The sequence below is a fragment of the Streptomyces sp. MAR4 CNX-425 genome (genome assembly GCF_048656465.1).
Lineage (GTDB): Bacteria > Actinomycetota > Actinomycetes > Streptomycetales > Streptomycetaceae > Streptomyces.
In genome coordinates, this window is sequence record NZ_JBMDLF010000002.1 from 19331 (window position 1) to 36685 (window position 17355).

At 75.0% G+C, this 17355-nt stretch carries 14 protein-coding genes and 1 pseudogene; 8 read left to right on the plus strand and 7 right to left on the minus strand.

Annotated elements, in window-relative coordinates; translation table 11 throughout:
* Positions 1-158 precede the first annotated feature (158 nt).
* Positions 159-1520, plus strand: coding sequence for a family 43 glycosylhydrolase (locus tag ACHZ99_RS05470; protein ID WP_420303221.1), 1362 nt, complete (start codon positions 159-161; stop codon positions 1518-1520).
* A 37-nt stretch (positions 1521-1557) separates the two neighbouring features.
* Positions 1558-2319 carry an aminoglycoside adenylyltransferase family protein gene (locus ACHZ99_RS05475; RefSeq protein WP_420303222.1) on the plus strand — a complete coding sequence of 254 codons (762 nt, stop codon included), beginning with the start codon at positions 1558-1560 and terminating at the stop codon, positions 2317-2319.
* 25 nt (positions 2320-2344) lie between these two features.
* On the opposite strand, the gene ACHZ99_RS05480 is transcribed toward ACHZ99_RS05475, so the two are convergent.
* Complete coding sequence (locus ACHZ99_RS05480; protein WP_420303223.1) at positions 2345-3115, minus strand: AraC family transcriptional regulator; 771 nt, start codon at positions 3113-3115, stop codon at positions 2345-2347.
* A gap of 54 nt (positions 3116-3169) precedes the next feature.
* Between ACHZ99_RS05480 and ACHZ99_RS05485 the strand changes: the two genes are divergently transcribed.
* The 4 genes from ACHZ99_RS05485 (at position 3170) to ACHZ99_RS05500 (ending at position 6731) form a co-directional block, all read left to right on the plus strand.
* Positions 3170-4336, plus strand: a complete 1167-nt coding sequence (locus ACHZ99_RS05485) for an MFS transporter (protein ID WP_420303224.1) — start codon at positions 3170-3172, stop codon at positions 4334-4336.
* 68 nt (positions 4337-4404) lie between these two features.
* Positions 4405-5457: an ABC transporter substrate-binding protein gene (locus ACHZ99_RS05490; RefSeq protein ID WP_420303225.1), complete on the plus strand. Its 1053-nt coding sequence runs from the start codon at positions 4405-4407 to the stop codon at positions 5455-5457.
* A complete protein-coding gene (locus ACHZ99_RS05495) occupies positions 5454-6281 on the plus strand; it encodes a siderophore-interacting protein (RefSeq protein WP_420303226.1) in 828 nt (275 codons plus the stop codon). Before ACHZ99_RS05490 ends, ACHZ99_RS05495 begins: the two co-directional genes overlap by 4 nt.
* Positions 6282-6347: 66 nt before the next feature.
* Entirely contained in the window at positions 6348-6731 is a 384-nt protein-coding gene (locus ACHZ99_RS05500) for a VOC family protein (protein WP_420303227.1), read from the plus strand.
* A gap of 16 nt (positions 6732-6747) precedes the next feature.
* Here the strand turns inward: ACHZ99_RS05500 and ACHZ99_RS05505 are convergent, their stop codons facing one another.
* On the minus strand, positions 6748-8256 hold the full coding sequence (locus ACHZ99_RS05505) for an MFS transporter (RefSeq protein WP_420303228.1): 1509 nt from the start codon (positions 8254-8256) through the stop codon (positions 6748-6750).
* Between the two features lie 47 nt (positions 8257-8303).
* On the opposite strand from ACHZ99_RS05505, the gene ACHZ99_RS05510 reads away from it, so the two are divergent.
* On the plus strand, positions 8304-10334 hold the full coding sequence (locus ACHZ99_RS05510; protein ID WP_420303229.1) for a BTAD domain-containing putative transcriptional regulator: 2031 nt from the start codon (positions 8304-8306) through the stop codon (positions 10332-10334).
* 408 nt (positions 10335-10742) lie between these two features.
* On the opposite strand, the gene ACHZ99_RS05515 is transcribed toward ACHZ99_RS05510, so the two are convergent.
* From ACHZ99_RS05515 to ACHZ99_RS05530, 4 genes are all read right to left on the minus strand, one after another.
* Complete coding sequence (locus tag ACHZ99_RS05515) at positions 10743-11654, minus strand: hypothetical protein (protein ID WP_420303230.1); 912 nt, start codon at positions 11652-11654, stop codon at positions 10743-10745.
* Entirely contained in the window at positions 11651-12205 is a 555-nt protein-coding gene (locus ACHZ99_RS05520; protein ID WP_420303231.1) for an RNA polymerase sigma factor, read from the minus strand. Before ACHZ99_RS05520 ends, ACHZ99_RS05515 begins: the two co-directional genes overlap by 4 nt.
* Positions 12202-12369, minus strand: coding sequence for a hypothetical protein (locus ACHZ99_RS05525; protein WP_420303232.1), 168 nt, complete (start codon positions 12367-12369; stop codon positions 12202-12204). The genes ACHZ99_RS05520 and ACHZ99_RS05525 overlap by 4 nt, the downstream gene beginning before the upstream one ends.
* Positions 12370-12493: 124 nt before the next feature.
* Positions 12494-12925, minus strand: coding sequence for a MerR family transcriptional regulator (locus ACHZ99_RS05530; protein ID WP_420303988.1), 432 nt, complete (start codon positions 12923-12925; stop codon positions 12494-12496).
* Positions 12926-13017: 92 nt separating this feature from the next.
* Here ACHZ99_RS05530 and ACHZ99_RS05535 point away from each other — a divergent pair, with 92 nt between their 5' ends.
* Positions 13018-13719 carry an SDR family NAD(P)-dependent oxidoreductase gene (locus ACHZ99_RS05535; RefSeq protein WP_420303233.1) on the plus strand — a complete coding sequence of 234 codons (702 nt, stop codon included), beginning with the start codon at positions 13018-13020 and terminating at the stop codon, positions 13717-13719.
* Positions 13720-13753: 34 nt separating this feature from the next.
* On the opposite strand, the pseudogene dnaE reads toward ACHZ99_RS05535, so the two are convergent.
* A pseudogene (gene dnaE / locus ACHZ99_RS05540) lies at positions 13754-17278 on the minus strand (DNA polymerase III subunit alpha); the annotation flags it as partial.
* Between the last annotated feature and the right edge of the window lie 77 nt (positions 17279-17355).

Consider the following 17355-nt stretch of genomic DNA (forward strand, 5'->3'; position numbering starts at 1 on the left):
CCGCCCCGGCAACGCCCGCCCCCGCCGCGGTCGTTGACACCCGGGGTGCGGCTCCTTACCGTGAGCGGCGATTGCAACGATGTAAACGCGCGTGCACCTCTCCCCCACCGCGGCCGGCCCGCCGCCGGCCCGTGAGTCCGCTCCCGGAAGGAGCATCCGTGTCCCCGCGCCCCGTTCGCCTCACCACGGCCGCCGCCGCGCTCGCGGCCGTCGCCGCCTTCCTGCTCCCCGGTTCGTCCGCGTCCGCCGGCCCCGGGCCCGCCGCCGCCCCCGGGCCGCCGGTGCTGGACGTGAACTTCCCCGACCCCGACGTCGTCAAGGCCGGGGACACGTACCACGCCTACGCCACCAACGGCGCCGGCAAGAACATCCAGCACGCCACCTCCACCGACCTCGCCTCCTGGACGCTGGACGGCGCCGACGTGCTGCCCCGGCTCGGCGCGTGGGCGGCGCCGAACAGCGGGCTCGTCTGGGCGCCCGAGGTCTTCGACAACGGCGCCGGCTTCACCATGCACTACACCGCCCGTGACCTCGCCAGCGACCGGCAGTGCATCGGCGTCGCCCTGGCCGCCACCCCCGCCGGGCCCTTCGAGCCGGCCGGCGACGGCCCGCTGGTCTGCCCCGCCGCCCAGGGCGGCGCCATCGACGCCTCCAGCTACACCGAGGGCGGGCAGCGCTACATGCTGTGGAAGAACGACGGGAACTGCTGCAACCAGGACACCTGGCTGCACCTCCAGCCCGTCAACGCGAACGGCACCGCCACCACCGGCGCCGCCACGCGGCTCATCCGCCAGGACCGCGCCTGGGAGGGCAACGTCATCGAGGCGCCGACGCTCGTCAAGCGCGGCGGGAAGTACATCCTGCTCTACTCCGCGGACTTCTACGACGGCGACCGCTACAAGACGAGCTACGCCGTCGCCGACAGCATCGGCGGCCCGTACACCAAGGCGTTCAACCCGCTGATGACGACCGGCACCTTCGGCGGCGCCGTCCGCGGCCCCGGCGGCCAGGACGTCGTCACCGGCCCCGACGGCCGCGACCGGATCCTCTTCCACGGCTGGAGCGCGGACCACACCCGGCGCGCGATGTACGCGGCCGTCATCGGCTGGGCGAACGGCTACCCGGTGGTGGACGGCAGCAAGGTGCTGTACCAGGCGGAGAACGCCACCGTGCACCACGCGACGGTCCGCGACGCCGCCGGCGCGCTCGACGGCCGCGCCGTCGGGCACATCGACTTCCCGGACAGCTACGTGGAGTTCTCCGTCTTCACCCCCACCGCCGGCGACCACACCCTGTCCGTCCGCTACGGCAACGGCTCCCTCGACGGCTCCGCCCAGGTGGCCTCGACGCACACGCTGACGGTCAACGGCGCCGCTGCCGGGGAGGTGCGCTACCCCTTCACCGGCTGGGACAACTGGACCACGGTCGACAGGCAGGTCCGGCTCGCCGAGGGCTGGAACACGGTCCGCCTGGGCAAGGGCGCGTTCTTCGCCGAGCTGGACAGCGTCGAGATCGCCTGAGTCCCGGCGGCGGCCGCCGGTGCCCGACACTGGTCCGATGGACGATCAGGTGCACGCGGTCATGAAGCTCGTCGACGGGGTGCTGGGCCAGGAGGTCGTCGGCGCCTACCTGCACGGCTCCGCCGTCCTCGGCGGCCTCCGCCCGGCGAGCGACGTCGACGTCCTCGTCGTCGCCCGCCGGTCGATGGCGGCGGGCGAGCGGCGGGCGCTCCTCGACGGGCTGCTCGGGGTGTCCGGCTTCACCGGCGGACTGCGGCCGGTCGAGCTGACGGTGGTCGTGCAGTCCGAGGTGCGGCCCTGGCGCTACCCGCCGACCGGCGACTTCCTCTACGGGGAGTGGCTGCGCGCGGAGTTCGAGGCGGGCGGGCCGCCGGGGCCGGAGGTCATGCCCGACCTGGCGATCGTGCTCACGATGGCCCGGTCCGGCGACCGCGCCCTCGCCGGGCCGCCGCCCGCGCGGGTGCTGGATCCGGTGCCGTACGAGGACGTGGCCCGCACCGCCGCGGCGGGCGTCCCGGCCCTGCTCGCGGAGCTGGACGACGACACCCGCAACGTCCTGCTCACGCTGGCGCGGATCTGGTGCACGCTGGCCACCGGCGAGATCCGCCCGAAGGACGCCGCCGCCGCGTGGGCCCTCGGCCGGCTGCCGCCGGAGCACCGGCCGGTGCTGGCGCACGCCCGGCGGCTGTACCTGGGCAGCCGGTACGCGGAGGAGACGTGGAGCGCGGAGCTGCGGGCGGGGGTGCGTCCGCACGCGGAGGCGGTGGCCGCCGAGATCGGCAGGCTGGCGCGGCCCTGACGCCGTACGGCGCGCCCGCCGGGTGTCAGCCGCGGCGGTGGCTGCCCGGCGTGGTGCCGTACGCGCGGCGGTAGACGTCGATGAAGGCGCTCGCCGAGGACCAGCCGCAGCGGTGCGCGACCGCCGTCACCGGCACGTCGTCGGCGAGCAGCCGCAGCGCGTGGTAGAGCCGGAGCTGGGTGCGCCATTGCGGGAACGTCATGCCGGTCTCGCGCCGGAAGAGCCGGCTGAGCGTCCGCTCCCCCGCGCCCGCCGCCCGGCCGAGGGCGGCCAGCGGGCGCTGGTCGGCGGGGTCCGCGTGCAGCAGGTCGCAGACGGCGGCGAGCCGCGGGTCGGCGGGCGCGGGCAGCGGCACCGGCCGCTGCGCGGCGGCACCGGCGGCGGCGCCGCGCAGCTGGTCCAGCAGGACGGCGCGCAGCCGGAGCCGCTCGGGGGTGGTGTCGTCCGGGCCGCGGGTGTACGCCACGATCAGCTCGCGCAGCAGCGGGCCGACGGCCAGGACGAAGGGCGCGGCCGGGCCGGGCGGGTCCCCCAGCGGGGCCGTGTCCGCGGGCAGGCCGACCAGGTGCAGGTCGAGGTGGCCGTACGCGCGGTGGGCGTGCACGCAGCCCGCGGGCACCCACAGCGCGCGGGTGCCGGGCGCGAACCAGGTGCCGGCGTCGGTGGTGACGGCGAGCACGCCCGAGCCGGCGTAGACGAGCTGGTGGTCGTCGTGCCGGTGCGCGTCGATGCGCTCGCCCGCGGCGAGCGTCCTGGCCCGGGTGGGCGCCTCGGGGGCGTGGCGGATATCCGGCATGGGTTGGCATTTTATCGGAAGTTCGCCAGGGGGTCGCCCGGCGACGATCGGGGCATGCCCGAGCCCCGCCCCGCCCGCTTCCGGCCGCTGACGCTGCTGTCGGTGGGGCACGCCTGCGTCGACGTCTACCAGGGGGCGGTGGCCGCGCTGGTGCCGTTCTTCGTCGCCGAGCGGGCGTATTCGTACGCCGCGGCCTCCGGCGTGGTGCTGGCGGCCTCGCTGCTGTCGTCGGTGGTGCAGCCGCTGTTCGGGGTGCTGACCGACCGGCGCCCGCTGCCGTGGCTGCTGCCGGCCGGCACGCTGGCGGCCGGCGCGGGCGTGGCGCTGGCCGGGGTCTTCGGCTCGTACGCCGTGACGCTGGCGGTGGTCGCGCTGTCGGGCGTCGGGGTCGCGGCCTACCACCCGGAGGCGGCCCGGGTGGCGCGGCGGGCGAGCGCCGGCAGCCACACGGCGATGGGGTGGTTCTCCCTCGGCGGCAACCTCGGGTTCGCCGCCGCTCCCCCGCTGGTGGCGGCCGTCGCCGCCGCCGGCGGGCTGCGGGCCTCGCCGCTGCTGGTGCTGCCGGCGGTGGCGGGGGCGGCGCTGTGCGCGGCGGCGCTGCGCGGGTTGCGGACGTACGCGCCGCGGGACCCGGCGGCGGGGGCGGCGGGCGCAGGCGGCGGGCGGGACGACTGGGGGTCGTTCGTCCGGCTGTCGGGGGCGGTGGTGTGCCGGTCGGTGGTGTTCGTGGGGCTGAGCGCGTTCGTCCCGCTGTACGTGCCCGGGCGCACCGCGGGCGGTGCGGCGGCGGGCACGGCGGCGCTGTTCGTGCTCTACCTCGGCGGCGCGGTGGGCACGGTGGCGGGCGGGCGGCTGGCGGCCCGCTTCGGGCGGCTGCCGGTGGTGCGGTGGTCGTACGCGCTGACCGGGCCCGCGGTCGCCGGGGTGGTGTTCGTGCCGGGCCCCGCGCTCTACGTGTGCGTGGCGCTGACCTCCGCGGGGCTGTACGTCCCGTTCTCGCTGCACCTCACGCTCGGGCAGGACTACCTGCCCCGGCACGTCGGCACCGCCGGCGGCGTCACCCTGGGCCTGGCGGTCAGCGCGGGCGGGCTGGCGGGGCCGCTCGTCGGCGCGCTCGCGGACGCGACGTCGCTGACCGTGGCGCTCGCGCCGCTGATCGCGCTGCCGGCGGTGGGACTGGCGCTGCTCGGCCCGCTGCGCGAGCCCGGGGCGGCCCCGTAGCGCCGAACGGCCCTTCCCGGGGCGGCCGGTGACTCCCCCGCCAGGTCAGTTAGGTTAGCCTAACCTTTATGTTGATACGCGACAGCCGCTTCCGGCCCCGCCCAGCCGCCGCCCGCCTCTCCCGCCGCGGTCTGCTCGCCGCCGGCGGGGCGCTCGGACTCGGCGCCGCCCTCGCCGCCTGCGGCGACTCCGCCTCCCAGGACGCGGACTCCGGCGGCGCGGACGGCGCCTGGCGCTTCAAGGACGACCGGGGCAAGGTCGCGACGGCCGACCGCACCCCCGAACGCATCGTCGGCTACGTCGCCTCCGCCGCCGCCCTGCACGACTTCGGCATCGAGTGCACCGGCGTCTTCGGCCCGACGACGCTGTCGGGCGGAAAGCCCGACCCGCAGGCCGGCGACCTGGACGTGGACGAGCTGACCGTCATCGGCAACACCTACGGCCAGTTCAACGTCGAGAAGTACGCCTCGCTGCGGCCCGAACTGCTGGTCACCAACATGCAGGAGCCGCCGGTGCTGTGGTACCTGCCGGAGGAGAGCACCGAGGAGATCGTCTCCCTCGCCCCCGCCGTCGGCATCCGCACCTCCGGCACGTCCCTCAAGACGGCGATCGAGCGGTACGCCGAGCTGGCCGAGGCCCTCGGCGCCGACCCGGAGGCCGAGAAGGTCGTCCGCGCCAAGTCCCGCTTCGAGCAGGCGTCGCAGACGCTGACCAGCACCGCCGGGGACGGCCGGGGCCTCAAGGTCCTCGCCGTCTCGGCCAGCGCGGAGATGCTCTACGCCGCCGTCGCCGACGACTTCGGGGACCTGCGCTACTACAAGGAGCTCGGCGTCGAGTTCGTCACCCTCGACAACCCCGGCGAGGGCGGCTTCTGGGAGGAGTCGAGCTGGGAGACCGTCGACCGGTACCGGGCCGACGTCATCATGGTCGACGGGCGCACCGGCAACCTCCAGCCGGACCAGCTGACCGAGGCCAAGCCCACCTGGCGCCGGCTGCCCGCGGTCGCCGCCGGCCAGGTGATCCCCTGGCAGAGCGAGGCGCACCACAGCTACGCCGGGCACGCGCCGCTGCTGGAGGCGCTGGCCGACGCGCTGCGCGACGCGAAGAAGGTGGCCCGGTGAGCAGCACCGCGACCGCCTCCCCGTTCCGCTTCTTCGACCTCGTCGTCGCCGGGGTCGAGCGCCTGTCCCCCACCATGGTCCGGGTCGCGTTCGGCGGCCCCGGACTGGCCTCGATGGAGTCCGCGGGCCGCGACCAGCGCATCAAGCTGTTCTTCCCGCAGCCGGGCCAGGACGCGCCGGTCATGCCGGACGACGACGGCGGGAACTGGTACCCGGCGTGGCAGGCGCTCGACCCGGCGGTGCGCGGCATCATGCGCACGTACACGACGCGCAGCCTCACCCGCGACCCGGACCGGCTCGTGGTCGACTTCGCCGTGCACGGCGAGGCCGGCCCGGGGTCCCGCTGGGCGCTGGGCGCCGCGGCCGGCGACCGGCTCAGCGTGCTGGCGCCGGTCGTCGCGGAGAACGTGGCGTACGACTTCCGCCCGCCGGCCGGCACCGACTGGATGCTGGTCACCGCCGACGAGACCGCGCTGCCCGCCGTGGCCGGCATCTTCGCCGCCCTGCCCGCGGGCGTGCCGGTACGCGCCTGGATCGAGGTGGCCGACGCCGCCGACCGGCTGGAGCCGCCGACGGCGGCGGACGCGGACGTCACCTGGCTGGTGCGCGGCACGGACCCGCCGGTCCCGGACGCGGTGCGCGCCGCGGCGCTGCCCGGGGGCACGCCGTACGCCTGGGTCGCCGGGGAGTCGGCGACGGTGAAGGCCGTACGCCGCCATCTGGTGCGCGAACGGGGCTTCGACCGCCGGGCGGTGACGTTCACCGGTTACTGGCGCCGCGGCACCACCGAGGACCAGCTGCTGGCGGCGGCGGAGTCCGCCTGACGGCCGCGGGCCGCCGCCGGGGGTAATCCGGTGGCGGCCCGCCGGGCGCTCGGGCAGGGTGCGTGCATGACCTCGGTAGTGGAGAACGTCGCGATCGACTGTGCCGACGCCTACGAACTGGCGCTTTTCTGGAGCGGGGTGACCGGGAGCCCGGTCGATCCGGAGGACGGCCCCGGCTCGGAGGAGACGCGGGTGCTCCTGCCCGGCGGCCCCGCGCTGTACTTCAACACGGTGCCGGAGCCCAAGACGGCCAAGAACCGCATCCATCTGTGCCTGCGGCCGGAGACCCGGCGCGAGGAGGAGGTGGAGCGGCTGCTCGCCCTCGGCGCCGGCTTCGTCGCCGACCACCGCAACCCGGACGGCTCGGGCTGGGCAATTCTCTCCGACCCGGAGGGGAACGAGTTCTGCGTGCTGCGCAGCGCGGCCGAACGGGACGCGGCCGGGCACTGACCCGCCGCCGTACGGCTCAGCCCCCGCCGTCCTCCGCGCCGATCGGGCGCAGGTGCCGCAGCAGCACGACGGCCAGCACCGCGAGGCCCGCGCAGAGCCCGGCGGCGACCAGGGCGACGGCGGTCATCCCGGAGGCGAAGGCCGCGTGGGCGGCGTCGAGGACCGCGCCGCCGAGGCGCTCCGGCAGCCCGGCCGCCGCGGCGTCGGCGGCGGCGAGGGACTCCCCCGCGCCCTCCGGCGCCCCCGCGGGGAGGTCGACGCGGGCGGCGTAGACGGCGGTGCCGAGGCTGCCGAGGGCGGCGATGCCCAGCGAGATGCCCATCTCGCCGCCGCTCTCCGCGGTGGCCGAGGCGGAGCCGGACTTCTCCGCGGGCGCCGCGCCCACGATCAGGTTCAGCCCGAGCGCGCCGACCGGCGCGGCGCCGAGGAAGCCCAGCGTGAACCCGGTCGCCAGCGGCACGAGGCCGTCGCTGACGGCGACATACGAGAACCCGGCCGCGGACACCGCCAGGCCCGCGGAGACGATCACCGCGGGCCGCACGGTCCGCGCCAGCACCGGCGCCAGCAGCGACCCGGCGACCAGCGCGAGCGCCGGCGGCGCCATCCAGAACCCGGCCCTGAGCGGCGAGAAGCCCTCGATCAGCTGGAGGTGCTGGCTGAAGAAGAGGTACGTGCCGCCCTGCATGAGCATCGTCAGCAGCAGGACGACCAGCGCCGCGGTGAGCGAGCGGTTGCGGAACAGCCGCAGGTCGAGGAGCGGTTCGTCGAGCCGGAGCTGGCGGCGGGCGAAGGCGTAGCCGAAGGCGAGGCCGGCGGCGACGGCGGCCGGCGCCCGCGCGTCCGGCTCGTCGGCCAGCTCCTTCAGCCCGTAGACCAGCGGGATGACCGTCAGCAGCGACAGCGCCACGCTCGCCGGATCCAGCCGCCCGCCTCCCGCGCCGCCGGACTCCGGCAGCAGCGACCGGGCGGTGAGCACCAGCAGCAGCGCCACCGGCACGCCGAGCAGGAACACCGAGCCCCACCAGAAGTTCTCCAGCATCACCCCGCCGACGACCGGCCCCAGCGCCGCGCCGCCCATGAAGCAGGCGGTGAACACGCCGATGGCCAGAGCGCGCTGGCGCGCGTCGGTGAACATGGTGCCGACCAGGGCCAGCGCCGAGGGGGCGAGCGAGGAGGCCGCGATGCCGAGCAGGATGCGGGCCGCGATCAGCATCTCGGCGCTGGTGGCGTACGCGGCGAGCACCGAGGCGGCGCCGAAGGCCGCCGCGCCGCACACCAGCAGGCGGCGGCGGCCGATCCGGTCGCCGAGGGTGCCCATGGTCAGGAGGAAGCCGGCCATCATGAACCCGTACACGTCCATGATCCACAGCACCTGGGTGGCGGACGGCCGCAGGTCCGCGGTCAGGTGCGGCAGCGCGAGGTAGAGCACGCTGTTGTCGACCGAGGCGAGCAGCATGGGCAGGGCGAGCACGCTCAGGCCGAGCCACTCGCGGCGGCCGGCCCTGGCGGCGGTGGTTGTCGTCATGGGTTCACGGTCGCCGCGCGGTGTTCGGGTTTGCTTATGGTGGTGTCATGCGCTTCGGAGTGCTCGGTCCGGTGCGGGTCTGGACCGACGACGGACGGCCGGTCAGGGTCCCGGAGCTGAAGGTGCGCGTGCTGCTGGCCGCGCTGCTCGCCCGGGAAGGGCGGGCGGTGCCGCGCGGACGGCTCGTCGACGACCTGTGGGACGCGCATCCGCCGGGCCGGCCGACGGGCGCGCTGCGGGCGAAGGTCTCCCAGCTGCGCCGGGCGCTCGGCGACGCCGAGCCGGGCGGGCGGGAGCTGGTCGTCTCCGGCGCCTCCGGGTACGTGCTGGACGCCGCCACCGACGCCGGGGACTTCGCGGACCTGGTGCGGCGGGCGCGTACGGCGCCCGGGCCGGCGGGCGCCGCCGACCTGCTCACCGAGGCGCTGGCGCTGTGGCGCGGCCCGGCCTTCAGCCCGTACGAGGACGCGCCCTTCGCCCGCGCCACCGCCGCGCGGCTGGAGGAGCAGCGGCTGACGGCGCTGGAGGAGCTGGCGCGGGCGCGGCTGGCGCTCGGCGAACACGCGCCGCTGGTGGCCGAGTTGACGGACCTGGTGGGCGCCCACCCGCTGCGGGAGCGGCTGACCGGGCTGCTGATGCGCGCGCTGTACGGCTCCGGGCGGCAGAGCGAGGCGCTCGCCGCCTACCGCGCGCTGCGGGGGCGGCTGCGCGAGGAGGCCGGGCTCGACCCGGGCCCGGAGCTGGCGGCGTTGCAGCAGCGGATCCTGGCGGGCGACGCGGCCCTGGCCGCCGCGCCCCCGGCCGCTCCCCGGCTGCGCCCGCCGCGGCCGCTGGCGCCGCTGACGCCGCTGGTCGGCCGCGCGGCGGACCTCGCGGAGCTGCGGCCGCTGCTCGGCGCGGAGCGGCTGGTGACGCTCACCGGGCCGGGCGGCGTCGGCAAGACGCGCCTGGCGCTGGCCGCGCTGCACGGGACGTCCGCGCCGGGGTACGTGGCCGAGCTGGCGGGCGCCGGCGGCGCGAGCGTCGCCGACGTGACGGCGACGGCGTTCGGGGTGCCGGACGAGGACCGGATCGCCGAGGCGCTGGGCGACCGGCCCGCGGTGCTGCTGCTCGACAACGTCGAGCACGTCGTCGACCCGGCCGCCAAGCTCGCCGAGCGGCTGCTGCGCGCGGCGCCCGGGCTGCGGGTGCTGGCCACCGGCCGGGAGCCGCTGGGCATCGCGGGCGAGGTCGTACGGACGGTGGCGCCGCTGGCGGAGGCCGACGCGGTGCGGCTCTTCACCGACCGGGCCGCGGCGGCGGCGCCCGGCTTCGCGGTCGGCGACGGGAACGCCGCGGAGGTCGCCGAGGTCTGCCGCCGGCTCGACGGCATTCCGCTGGCGCTGGAGCTGGCCGCGGCGCGCGTCCGCGGGCTGGGCGTACGGGGCCTGGCCACCGGGCTCGACGACCGGTTCCGCCTCCTCGACGGCGGCGGCCGGCGCGGGCTGCCGGAGCGGCAGCGCACCCTGCGGGCGGCGATCGACTGGAGCTGGCGGCTGCTGGACGACCGGGAGCGCGCGGTGCTGCGGCGGCTGGCGGTGCACGGAGCGGGCTGCACGCTGAGCGGGGCGATCCACGTGTGCGCGGACACCGGCGCCGGACCGGGCGGAGCGGCGGCGGAGAAGGTGCCGATCGAGGCCGGCGGCGAGCAGGCGCCGCCGGCGGGCCTGACGGCCGCGGAGGTGCCGGGGCTGCTGGCCCGGCTGGTCGACCGGTCGCTGGTCGCCCGGGACGGCGAGCGGTACCGGCTGCTGGAGACGGTCGCCGCGTACGCCTGGGAGCGGCTGGCGGAGGCGGGCGAGACGGCGGAGGCGCTGGACCGCCGCGACGACTACTACGCGCGCCTCGTGGAGTGCGCCGAGGCGGAGCGGGCGGGCCACGCGCGGCAGCGCTGGATCGACCGGCTGGACGCGGAGATCGCCAACCTGCGCGAGGCCCTCGACGGCGCCACCCGCCGCCGCGAGACGGCCCTGGCGAGCCGGATCGGCGGCTCCCTGGCCTGGTACGAGACCGCCCGCGGACGGCCGACCCCGCGCTGACGCCTGCGGCGCGCGCGGCGGGGGGCGGCGGCGACCGCGCCGGGGCGCAGGCCGCGGGCCGGTGCGGGCGCCCGCTGGCCCGCGGGGCCGGAGGATGCCGCGGCGGTGCAGGAACGGGCCGGGCGAAAGCCGTGCGCCGCACCCGGGGTGCCCCTAGACGGACGTGGGCGGCCCGGTGCACACGCGGGGACACCGCCCGCGTCGGCTGCTGGTGCGTGCCCCCCCTTCGCCGCGGCGGTGCAGCTGCCGGCTATACCCGCGGCCGGGCGGCCGGAGACGTGCTCGGCCGTCCGGTGCCCGCGCGCGGGCGCCCGCGGGTCCGGGCGGGCGGGGACGGCGCCCGGGCGGTGTACGTACGTGTCCGCCGAAGCCGTCCGCCCCCGCGTGGGGCGGCGCCGGAACGCGGCGTCAGCACCTCGGTGAGGTCGCCGCCTCCTCGCAGTCGCGCAGGGCGTCCTGGATGTCGGTGTCCTGGATGCTCGCCCCGCCCCCGCCGCGTGCGCCCGCCGGGCCCGCCGGCGCCGGCGGCCTGCGCGCCGGGAGCCGGTCGCGGCGGGTGCCCGCGGGGCGCCGCGGGCGCGGCTCGTCCCGCGGGGTGAGGGCCTCGACCAGGTCCGCCAGGTCGCCGCCGGGCAGCGGGAGTTCCAGGTCGTCGTCGACGAAGCCGACGGCCGCCGGCACGTACTCCACCAGCGCGCGCAGCGCCTCCGACAGCGGCGGGCGCTTCCGCAGCGAGCGCAGCACGCGCAGTGCCGTGGCGATCTCGCGGCGGGTGGTGCGCTCGCTGAACGTGGCGGTGGCCGGGGTGACGGTGGTGTGGTCGAGCCACCACTCGGCCTCCTCGTCCTCGCCCGCGGCGCGGTGGTGCAGGTGGAGGCAGTACGACGAGACGGCGTCGCCGGCCCCGGCGGCGTACTGCCACCAGAAGCGGGCGCTGTCCTCGCACTCGGCGAGGTGCAGGACCCCGCCGAGGGCGCGGGCGCCGGGGGTGTCGGGCAGCGCCGTGCCCGGCAGGCTGTCCGCCAGCGACTCCAGCGCGCCGGGCTGGGTGAGCAGCACCTCGCAGAGCAGCCGCAGGTCGCGGGCCGCGCGCCGCTGCCACCCGGGCTGGGCCACCGTCCCGGCCGCGGCGGAGCCGGTGCCGGTCCCGGTGCCGGGGGTGCGCGCCGCGGCTTCGGGGCCGTCCGGCGCGGGCACCCGGTGGCGGGCCGCGACGCGGGCGGCGAGGCGCTGTTCCGCGGCGTCGATGTCGGCCTGGGCGTAGGGGGCGGTCGGCCTCAGCCGGGCCCGTGCCAGCACCCGGTCGATGTCGGTGGTCAACGGCCTTCTCCCTCCTGGTAGATCTCCCTGAGCCGGCGCCGCGCGTACCGGTCGATGGAGCGGACCCCGGCGGGGGTGAGCCCGAGGTGGTCGGCGATCTCGGCGCAGCTGTAGCCCTCGTAGTGCCGGAAGACGATCACTTCCCGCTGCCGCTCCGAGAGCTGCGAGACCGCGGCCAGCAGCCGCAGGTTGCCCTCCAGTTCCGCGATCGGGTCCGCGCAGGACTCCAGCGTCGCGGTCTCGAACACCGCCGCCTCCACCACGACGGGACGGCGGCCGCGGGCGCGCGCGTGGTCGACGATCCGGTTCTTCATCACCCGCCACACGTAGGCCGCGGGGCTGGCCATCCGTAAGATCTCCGGCCACATCAGCAGGACCTGCTCGAAGCCGTCGTCGACGGCCTCGTCCGCGTCCGCGCGGGAGCGCAGGCAGCGCTCGGCGTAGCGCACGTACACCGGCCGGTAGAGCTGGTGGAAGGCGGTGAAGTCCAGCGGCAGCCGCACCGCGACCTGCTCCGCGGCACCGGGCAGGGAGGTCTCCTCGCGCGTCACCTCCGTCCCTCCCCGGGCTCCTGGCGGCGTATCTCGCTCACCCCGGCGCGTACGCCCGCCGCCATGGCGCGGCGGACGGCGGCCAGTGCCGAGGGGCCGAACACGCGCAGGGCGAGCACGGCCGTCAGCATGTCCCTCACGAGCAGTTCCACCTGATAGGACACGAATCGCTCGGTCCCTTCCGGTCGCTGGTCGGAAGCCCCCACCCGTCGGGCCCCGGAGTGTGCCTCTTGCACCCTCCGCCACAACGACGTCTGCCGTTGCCGGTTCGTGCATGAGGGCGGCCGACTATTTCTCCGCGGGCCGGCGGCCGGTGGGGCGGTCGCCGGGCCCGGGTTCCGGCGGGCGGGGGGCGGCGCGGCCGGGCGCGGGGGTGGCGAGCAGGGCGTCGATCAGGCGGCGGGAGTGGTCCAGGCGGTCGATGGCGGTGGTGATCCTGGCGTGCTCGCGGTGCAGCCGGGACACCGCGCCGGGGCAGCCGTTCGTCACCGGCCGGTGCGCGGGGCCGTCCACCACGCAGTGCAGGATCCCCGCGATGACCGCGGTGCGCAGGCCCGCGTCGAGCAGCACGCGGATGTGCCGTACGGCGTCGACGTCGCCTTCGGCGTACTCGCGGTAGCCGTTGGGCTGCCGTACGGGGTGCAGCAGCCCCTGCTCCTCGTAGTACCGCAGCAGCCGCCGGCTCACGCCGGTCCGATGGGCCAGTTCGCCGATCCGCATGCCGTCCCCGCCCTCTCGCTTGACCTTCACACCGGTGTCACGCCCTAACGTCGCGGACACCGCCGATCATCCGCGGGGAGAGCGAGGACGTCATGGCAGGAGCAGTGGTCATCGGGGCGGGGCCCGGGATCGGCGCGGCGGTGGCCCGCCGGTTCGCCCGGGAGGGGCTGCCGGTGGCGCTGGTGGCGCGTTCGCGGCGGAGCCTCGGGCCGGTCGCCGAGACCGTCGCCGAAGCCGCCGCCGCGGCGGGCCCGGGGGTGCCGCCGGGGTCCGCGGTGCTGCCGCTGGCGGCCGACGTCACCGACGAGGCGGCGCTCCGTGCCGCGCTCGACGCCGCGACCGGCCGGTTCGGCGTGCCCGACGCCGTCGTCTACAACGCCGCCCTCGTCCGGGCCGACGCGCTCGGCGAACTGGCGCGGCCCGCGCTGCTGGACGCCTGGGCCGTGAACGTCGGCGGCGCGCTGACCGCGGCCGTGCACCTGGCGCCAGCGATGGCCCGGCGCGGCGGCGGCTCGTTCCTGATCACCGGCGGCATGCCCGAGCCGAAGGCGCCGTACGTCAGTCTCTCGCTGGGCAAGGCGGGGGTGCGCACGCTGGCGCGGCTGCTCGACCTGGAGTACGGGCCGGCGGGCGTCCATGTCGCGACGGTGACGGTGGACGGCGTGGTGGCGCCCGGCACGGACTTCGACCCGGACGTGATCGCGGAGCACTACTGGCGGCTGCACGCCCAGCCCCGGCCGCGCTGGGAGCACGACGTCCTGCACCGGGGCGCGGACGCGCGGGCGCCCGGCTAGTACTCCAGCAGGGGCCCGGCCGGTCGGGCTCCCGGCTCACCGCGACGGCCGCCTTGAGGTCCGCCCAGAACTCCGGCCGCGGCGCGACGCGGTGGCCGAGGCGGTAGACGGTCGTACGGGACCGGCCGCGGACCCGCAGGTGCACGGCGGACGGGCCGGGGTGGGCCGTGAGCACCGCCTTGAGGCGGCCCACGGACTCGGGCGTGACCTGGGCCTCGGCCATGTCGAGGCGTACGGGGGCGCGTTCGCCGGCGGTGCTGAGGTCGGGGACGGAGAGTTCCATGGCGACCAGGCGGGGGACGTCCTCGCGCTTGTCGAGGCGGCCCTTGACGAAGACGATGGCGTCCTCGACGAGTTGGGTGGAGACCAGCTGGTACGTGGCCGGGAAGAACATGCAGTCGAGGGAGCCGCCGAGGTCCTCGACGGTGGCGATGGCCCAGGCGTTGCCCTGCTTGGTCATCTTGCGCTGGAGCCCGGAGATGATGCCGCCGATGGTGACGATGGCGCCGTCGGCGTGCTCGCCGCCGTTGAGCGCGGCGATGGCGACGTCGGCCTTGTCGCCCAGGACGTGCTCGATGCCGAACAGCGGGTGGTCGGAGACGTAGAGGCCGAGCATCTCCCGCTCCTGCGCGAGCAGGTACGGCTTCTCCCACTCCTCCTCCGTGAACCGCACGTCCAGCCCGAAGCCCGGCTCGTCGGCCGCGTTCGCGCCGCCCATGTCGCCGAAGAGGTCGAACTGCCCTTCCGCCTCCTTCCGCTTGACCGACACGGCGGCGTCGATCATCGGCTCGTAGCGTGCGAGGAGACCTTTGCGGGTGTGGCCGAGGGCGTCGAAGGCGCCGGCTTTGATGAGCGATTCGGTGGTGCGCTTGTTGCAGACGACCGGTTCGGACTTGTCGAGATAGTCGGGGAAGGAGACGTACGGTCCTCCGGCCCGCCGGCCGCGCACGATGGCGTCCACGACGTTCCGGCCGACGTTGCGGACGGCCGAGAGGCCGAAGACGATGGTGTCGTCGCCGCGGGGGGTGAAGTCGGCGTCGGACTCGTTGACGTCCGGGGGGAGCACCTTGATGCCCATCTTGCGGCACTCGTTGAGGTAGACCGCGGACTTGTCCTTGTCGTCGCGCACGGACGTCAGCAGCGCGGCCATGTACTCGGCGGGATGGTTCGCCTTGAGATACGCCGTCCAGTACGACACGAGCGCGTAGGCCGCCGCGTGCGCCTTGTTGTACGCGTAGCCGGCGAAGGGGACCAGGACGTCCCAGACGGCCTGCACGGCGTCGTCGTGGTAGCCGCGCCTGCGGCAGCCGTCGCGGAACGGCACGAACTCCCTGTCGAGCACTTCCTGTTTCTTCTTGCCCATCGCCCGGCGCAGCAGGTCGGCCTGGCCCAGCGAGTATCCGGCGAGGACCTGCGCGGCCTTCTGCACCTGCTCCTGGTAGACGACGAGCCCGTAGGTGATGTCGAGGACCTCCTTGAGCGGTTCCGCCAGGTCCGGGTGGATCGGGGTGATCTCCTGGCGGCCGTTCTTGCGCAGCGCGTAGTTGATGTGCGAGTTCATGCCCATGGGGCCGGGCCGGTAGAGGGCGGTGACGGCGGTGATGTCCTCGAAGTGGTCGGGGCGCATCAGCCGGAGCAGCGAGCGCATCGCGCTGCCGTCGAACTGGAAGACGCCGAGGGTGTCGCCGCGGCCGAGCAGTTCGAAGGTCTGGGGGTCGTCGAGCGGCAGCGAGAGCAGCTCGATGTCCTTGCCCTTGTTCTGCTTCACCATCTTGACGGCGTCGTCCATGATGGTGAGGTTCCGCAGGCCCAGGAAGTCCATCTTCAGCAGGCCGAGCGATTCGCAGGTGGGGTAGTCCCACTGGGTGATCGTCACCCCGTCGGTGTGCCGCACCCACACCGGGACGTGGTCCACGATCGGCTCGCTGGACATGATCACACCCGCCGCGTGCACGCCCATCTGCCGCACCAGGCCCTCCACACCGCGCGCGGTGTCGATGACCTTCTTCACGTCCGGCTCGTTCTCGTACATGGACCGGACCTCGCCGGCCTCGGCGTGCCGGGGGTGCGCGGGGTCGGTGATCCCCGCCAGGTCGATGCCGTGGCCGCCGACGTCGGCGGGCATGGCCTTGGTGATGCGGTCGCCCATCGCGTACGGATACCCCAGCACCCGGGCGGAGTCCTTGATCGCGTTCTTCGCCTTGATCGTCCCGTACGTGCCGATCATCGCGACCTTGTCCGCGCCGTACTTCTCCGTGACGTAACGGATCACCTCCGCCCGCCTGCGCTCGTCGAAGTCGATGTCCACATCCGGCATCGACACCCGCTCCGGGTTCAGGAACCGCTCGAAGATCAGCCCGTGCTCGATCGGGTCCAGGTCCGTGATCCCCATCGCGTACGACACGATCGACCCCGCCGCCGAGCCGCGCCCCGGCCCCACCGCGATCCCGTTGTTCTTCGCCCACATGATGAAGTCCGCGACCACCAGGAAGTACCCCGGGAACCCCATCTGGATGATGACGTCCATCTCGTACTCGGCCTGTGAGCCGTAGCGCTCCTCCCACCCGCCGGGAAAGCGGCGGCGCATCCCGTTCCACACTTCCTCGCGGAACCAGGTGACCTCGGTGTAGCCGTCGGGGACCTCGAAGCGGGGCATCAGGTCCCGCTTGTCGAACCACCCCGCGGTGTCGATCTGCTCCGCCACCAGCAGCGTGTTCGCACACCCCTCCTGCCACGCGTCCGAGGAATCGATCGCATACATCTCCTCGGTCGACTTCAGGTAATAACCCGTCCCATCGAACCGGAACCGATCCGGATCCGACAGATTCTTCCCCGTCTGAATACACAGCAACGCATCATGCGCACCCGACTCCTGCGCATACGTGTAATGCGAGTCATTCGTCACCAGCGGCGGAATCCCCAGCTTCCGCCCGATCTCCAGCAGCCCGTCCCGCACCCGCCGCTCGATCTCGATCCCGTGATCCATCAACTCCAGGAAATACCGCTCCTTCCCGAACACCTCCTGATACCCCGCCGCAGCGGCCAGCGCCTCGTCGAACTGACCCAGCCGCAACCGCGTCTGCACCTCACCCGACGGACACCCCGTCGAAGCGATCAGCCCCTCCGCATGCTCAGCGATCACCTCCTTGTCCATCCGCGGCCACTTCTGCAGCCACCCCTCCGCATACGCATCCGACGACAACCGGAACAAATTGTGCAAACCCGTACGGGACGACGCCCAGATCGTCTTGTGCGTATACCCCCCGGAACCCGACACGTCATCACGCTTCTGATGCGGCTGCCCCCACTGCACCTTCCGCTTGTTCCGCCGCGACTCCGGCGCCACATACGCCTCGATCCCGATGATCGGCGTCACCCCCGCCGCCGTCGCCTGCGCAAAGAAGTCATACGCGCCATGCAGATTCCCGTGATCCGTCATCGCGATATGCGACATCCCCATCTCACGACACGCCGCGAACATGTCCTTCAACCGCGCCGCCCCGTCCAGCAGCGAATACTGCGTGTGCACATGCAGATGCGTAAAAGGCGGCTTGACCACGGCGACTCCTCACACAACGGGGTGTTGTCAGGAGCGCCATCAAATCCCCAGGTCAGAGGATGTTTCAAACAACCGGG

Excerpts from the sequence above, each read along its gene's own strand:
- ACHZ99_RS05475 (WP_420303222.1), top strand. The coding sequence starts at position 1,558 with ATGGACGATCAGGTGCACGCGGTCATGAAGCTCGTCGACGGGGTGCTG.
- ACHZ99_RS05480 (WP_420303223.1), bottom strand. The coding sequence starts at position 3,115 with ATGCCGGATATCCGCCACGCCCCCGAGGCGCCCACCCGGGCCAGGACG.
- ACHZ99_RS05485 (WP_420303224.1), top strand. The coding sequence starts at position 3,170 with ATGCCCGAGCCCCGCCCCGCCCGCTTCCGGCCGCTGACGCTGCTGTCG.
- ACHZ99_RS05490 (WP_420303225.1), top strand. The coding sequence starts at position 4,405 with ATGTTGATACGCGACAGCCGCTTCCGGCCCCGCCCAGCCGCCGCCCGC.
- ACHZ99_RS05500 (WP_420303227.1), top strand. The coding sequence starts at position 6,348 with ATGACCTCGGTAGTGGAGAACGTCGCGATCGACTGTGCCGACGCCTAC.
- ACHZ99_RS05505 (WP_420303228.1), bottom strand. The coding sequence starts at position 8,256 with ATGACGACAACCACCGCCGCCAGGGCCGGCCGCCGCGAGTGGCTCGGC.
- ACHZ99_RS05510 (WP_420303229.1), top strand. The coding sequence starts at position 8,304 with ATGCGCTTCGGAGTGCTCGGTCCGGTGCGGGTCTGGACCGACGACGGA.
- ACHZ99_RS05530 (WP_420303988.1), bottom strand. The coding sequence starts at position 12,925 with ATGCGGATCGGCGAACTGGCCCATCGGACCGGCGTGAGCCGGCGGCTG.
- ACHZ99_RS05535 (WP_420303233.1), top strand. The coding sequence starts at position 13,018 with ATGGCAGGAGCAGTGGTCATCGGGGCGGGGCCCGGGATCGGCGCGGCG.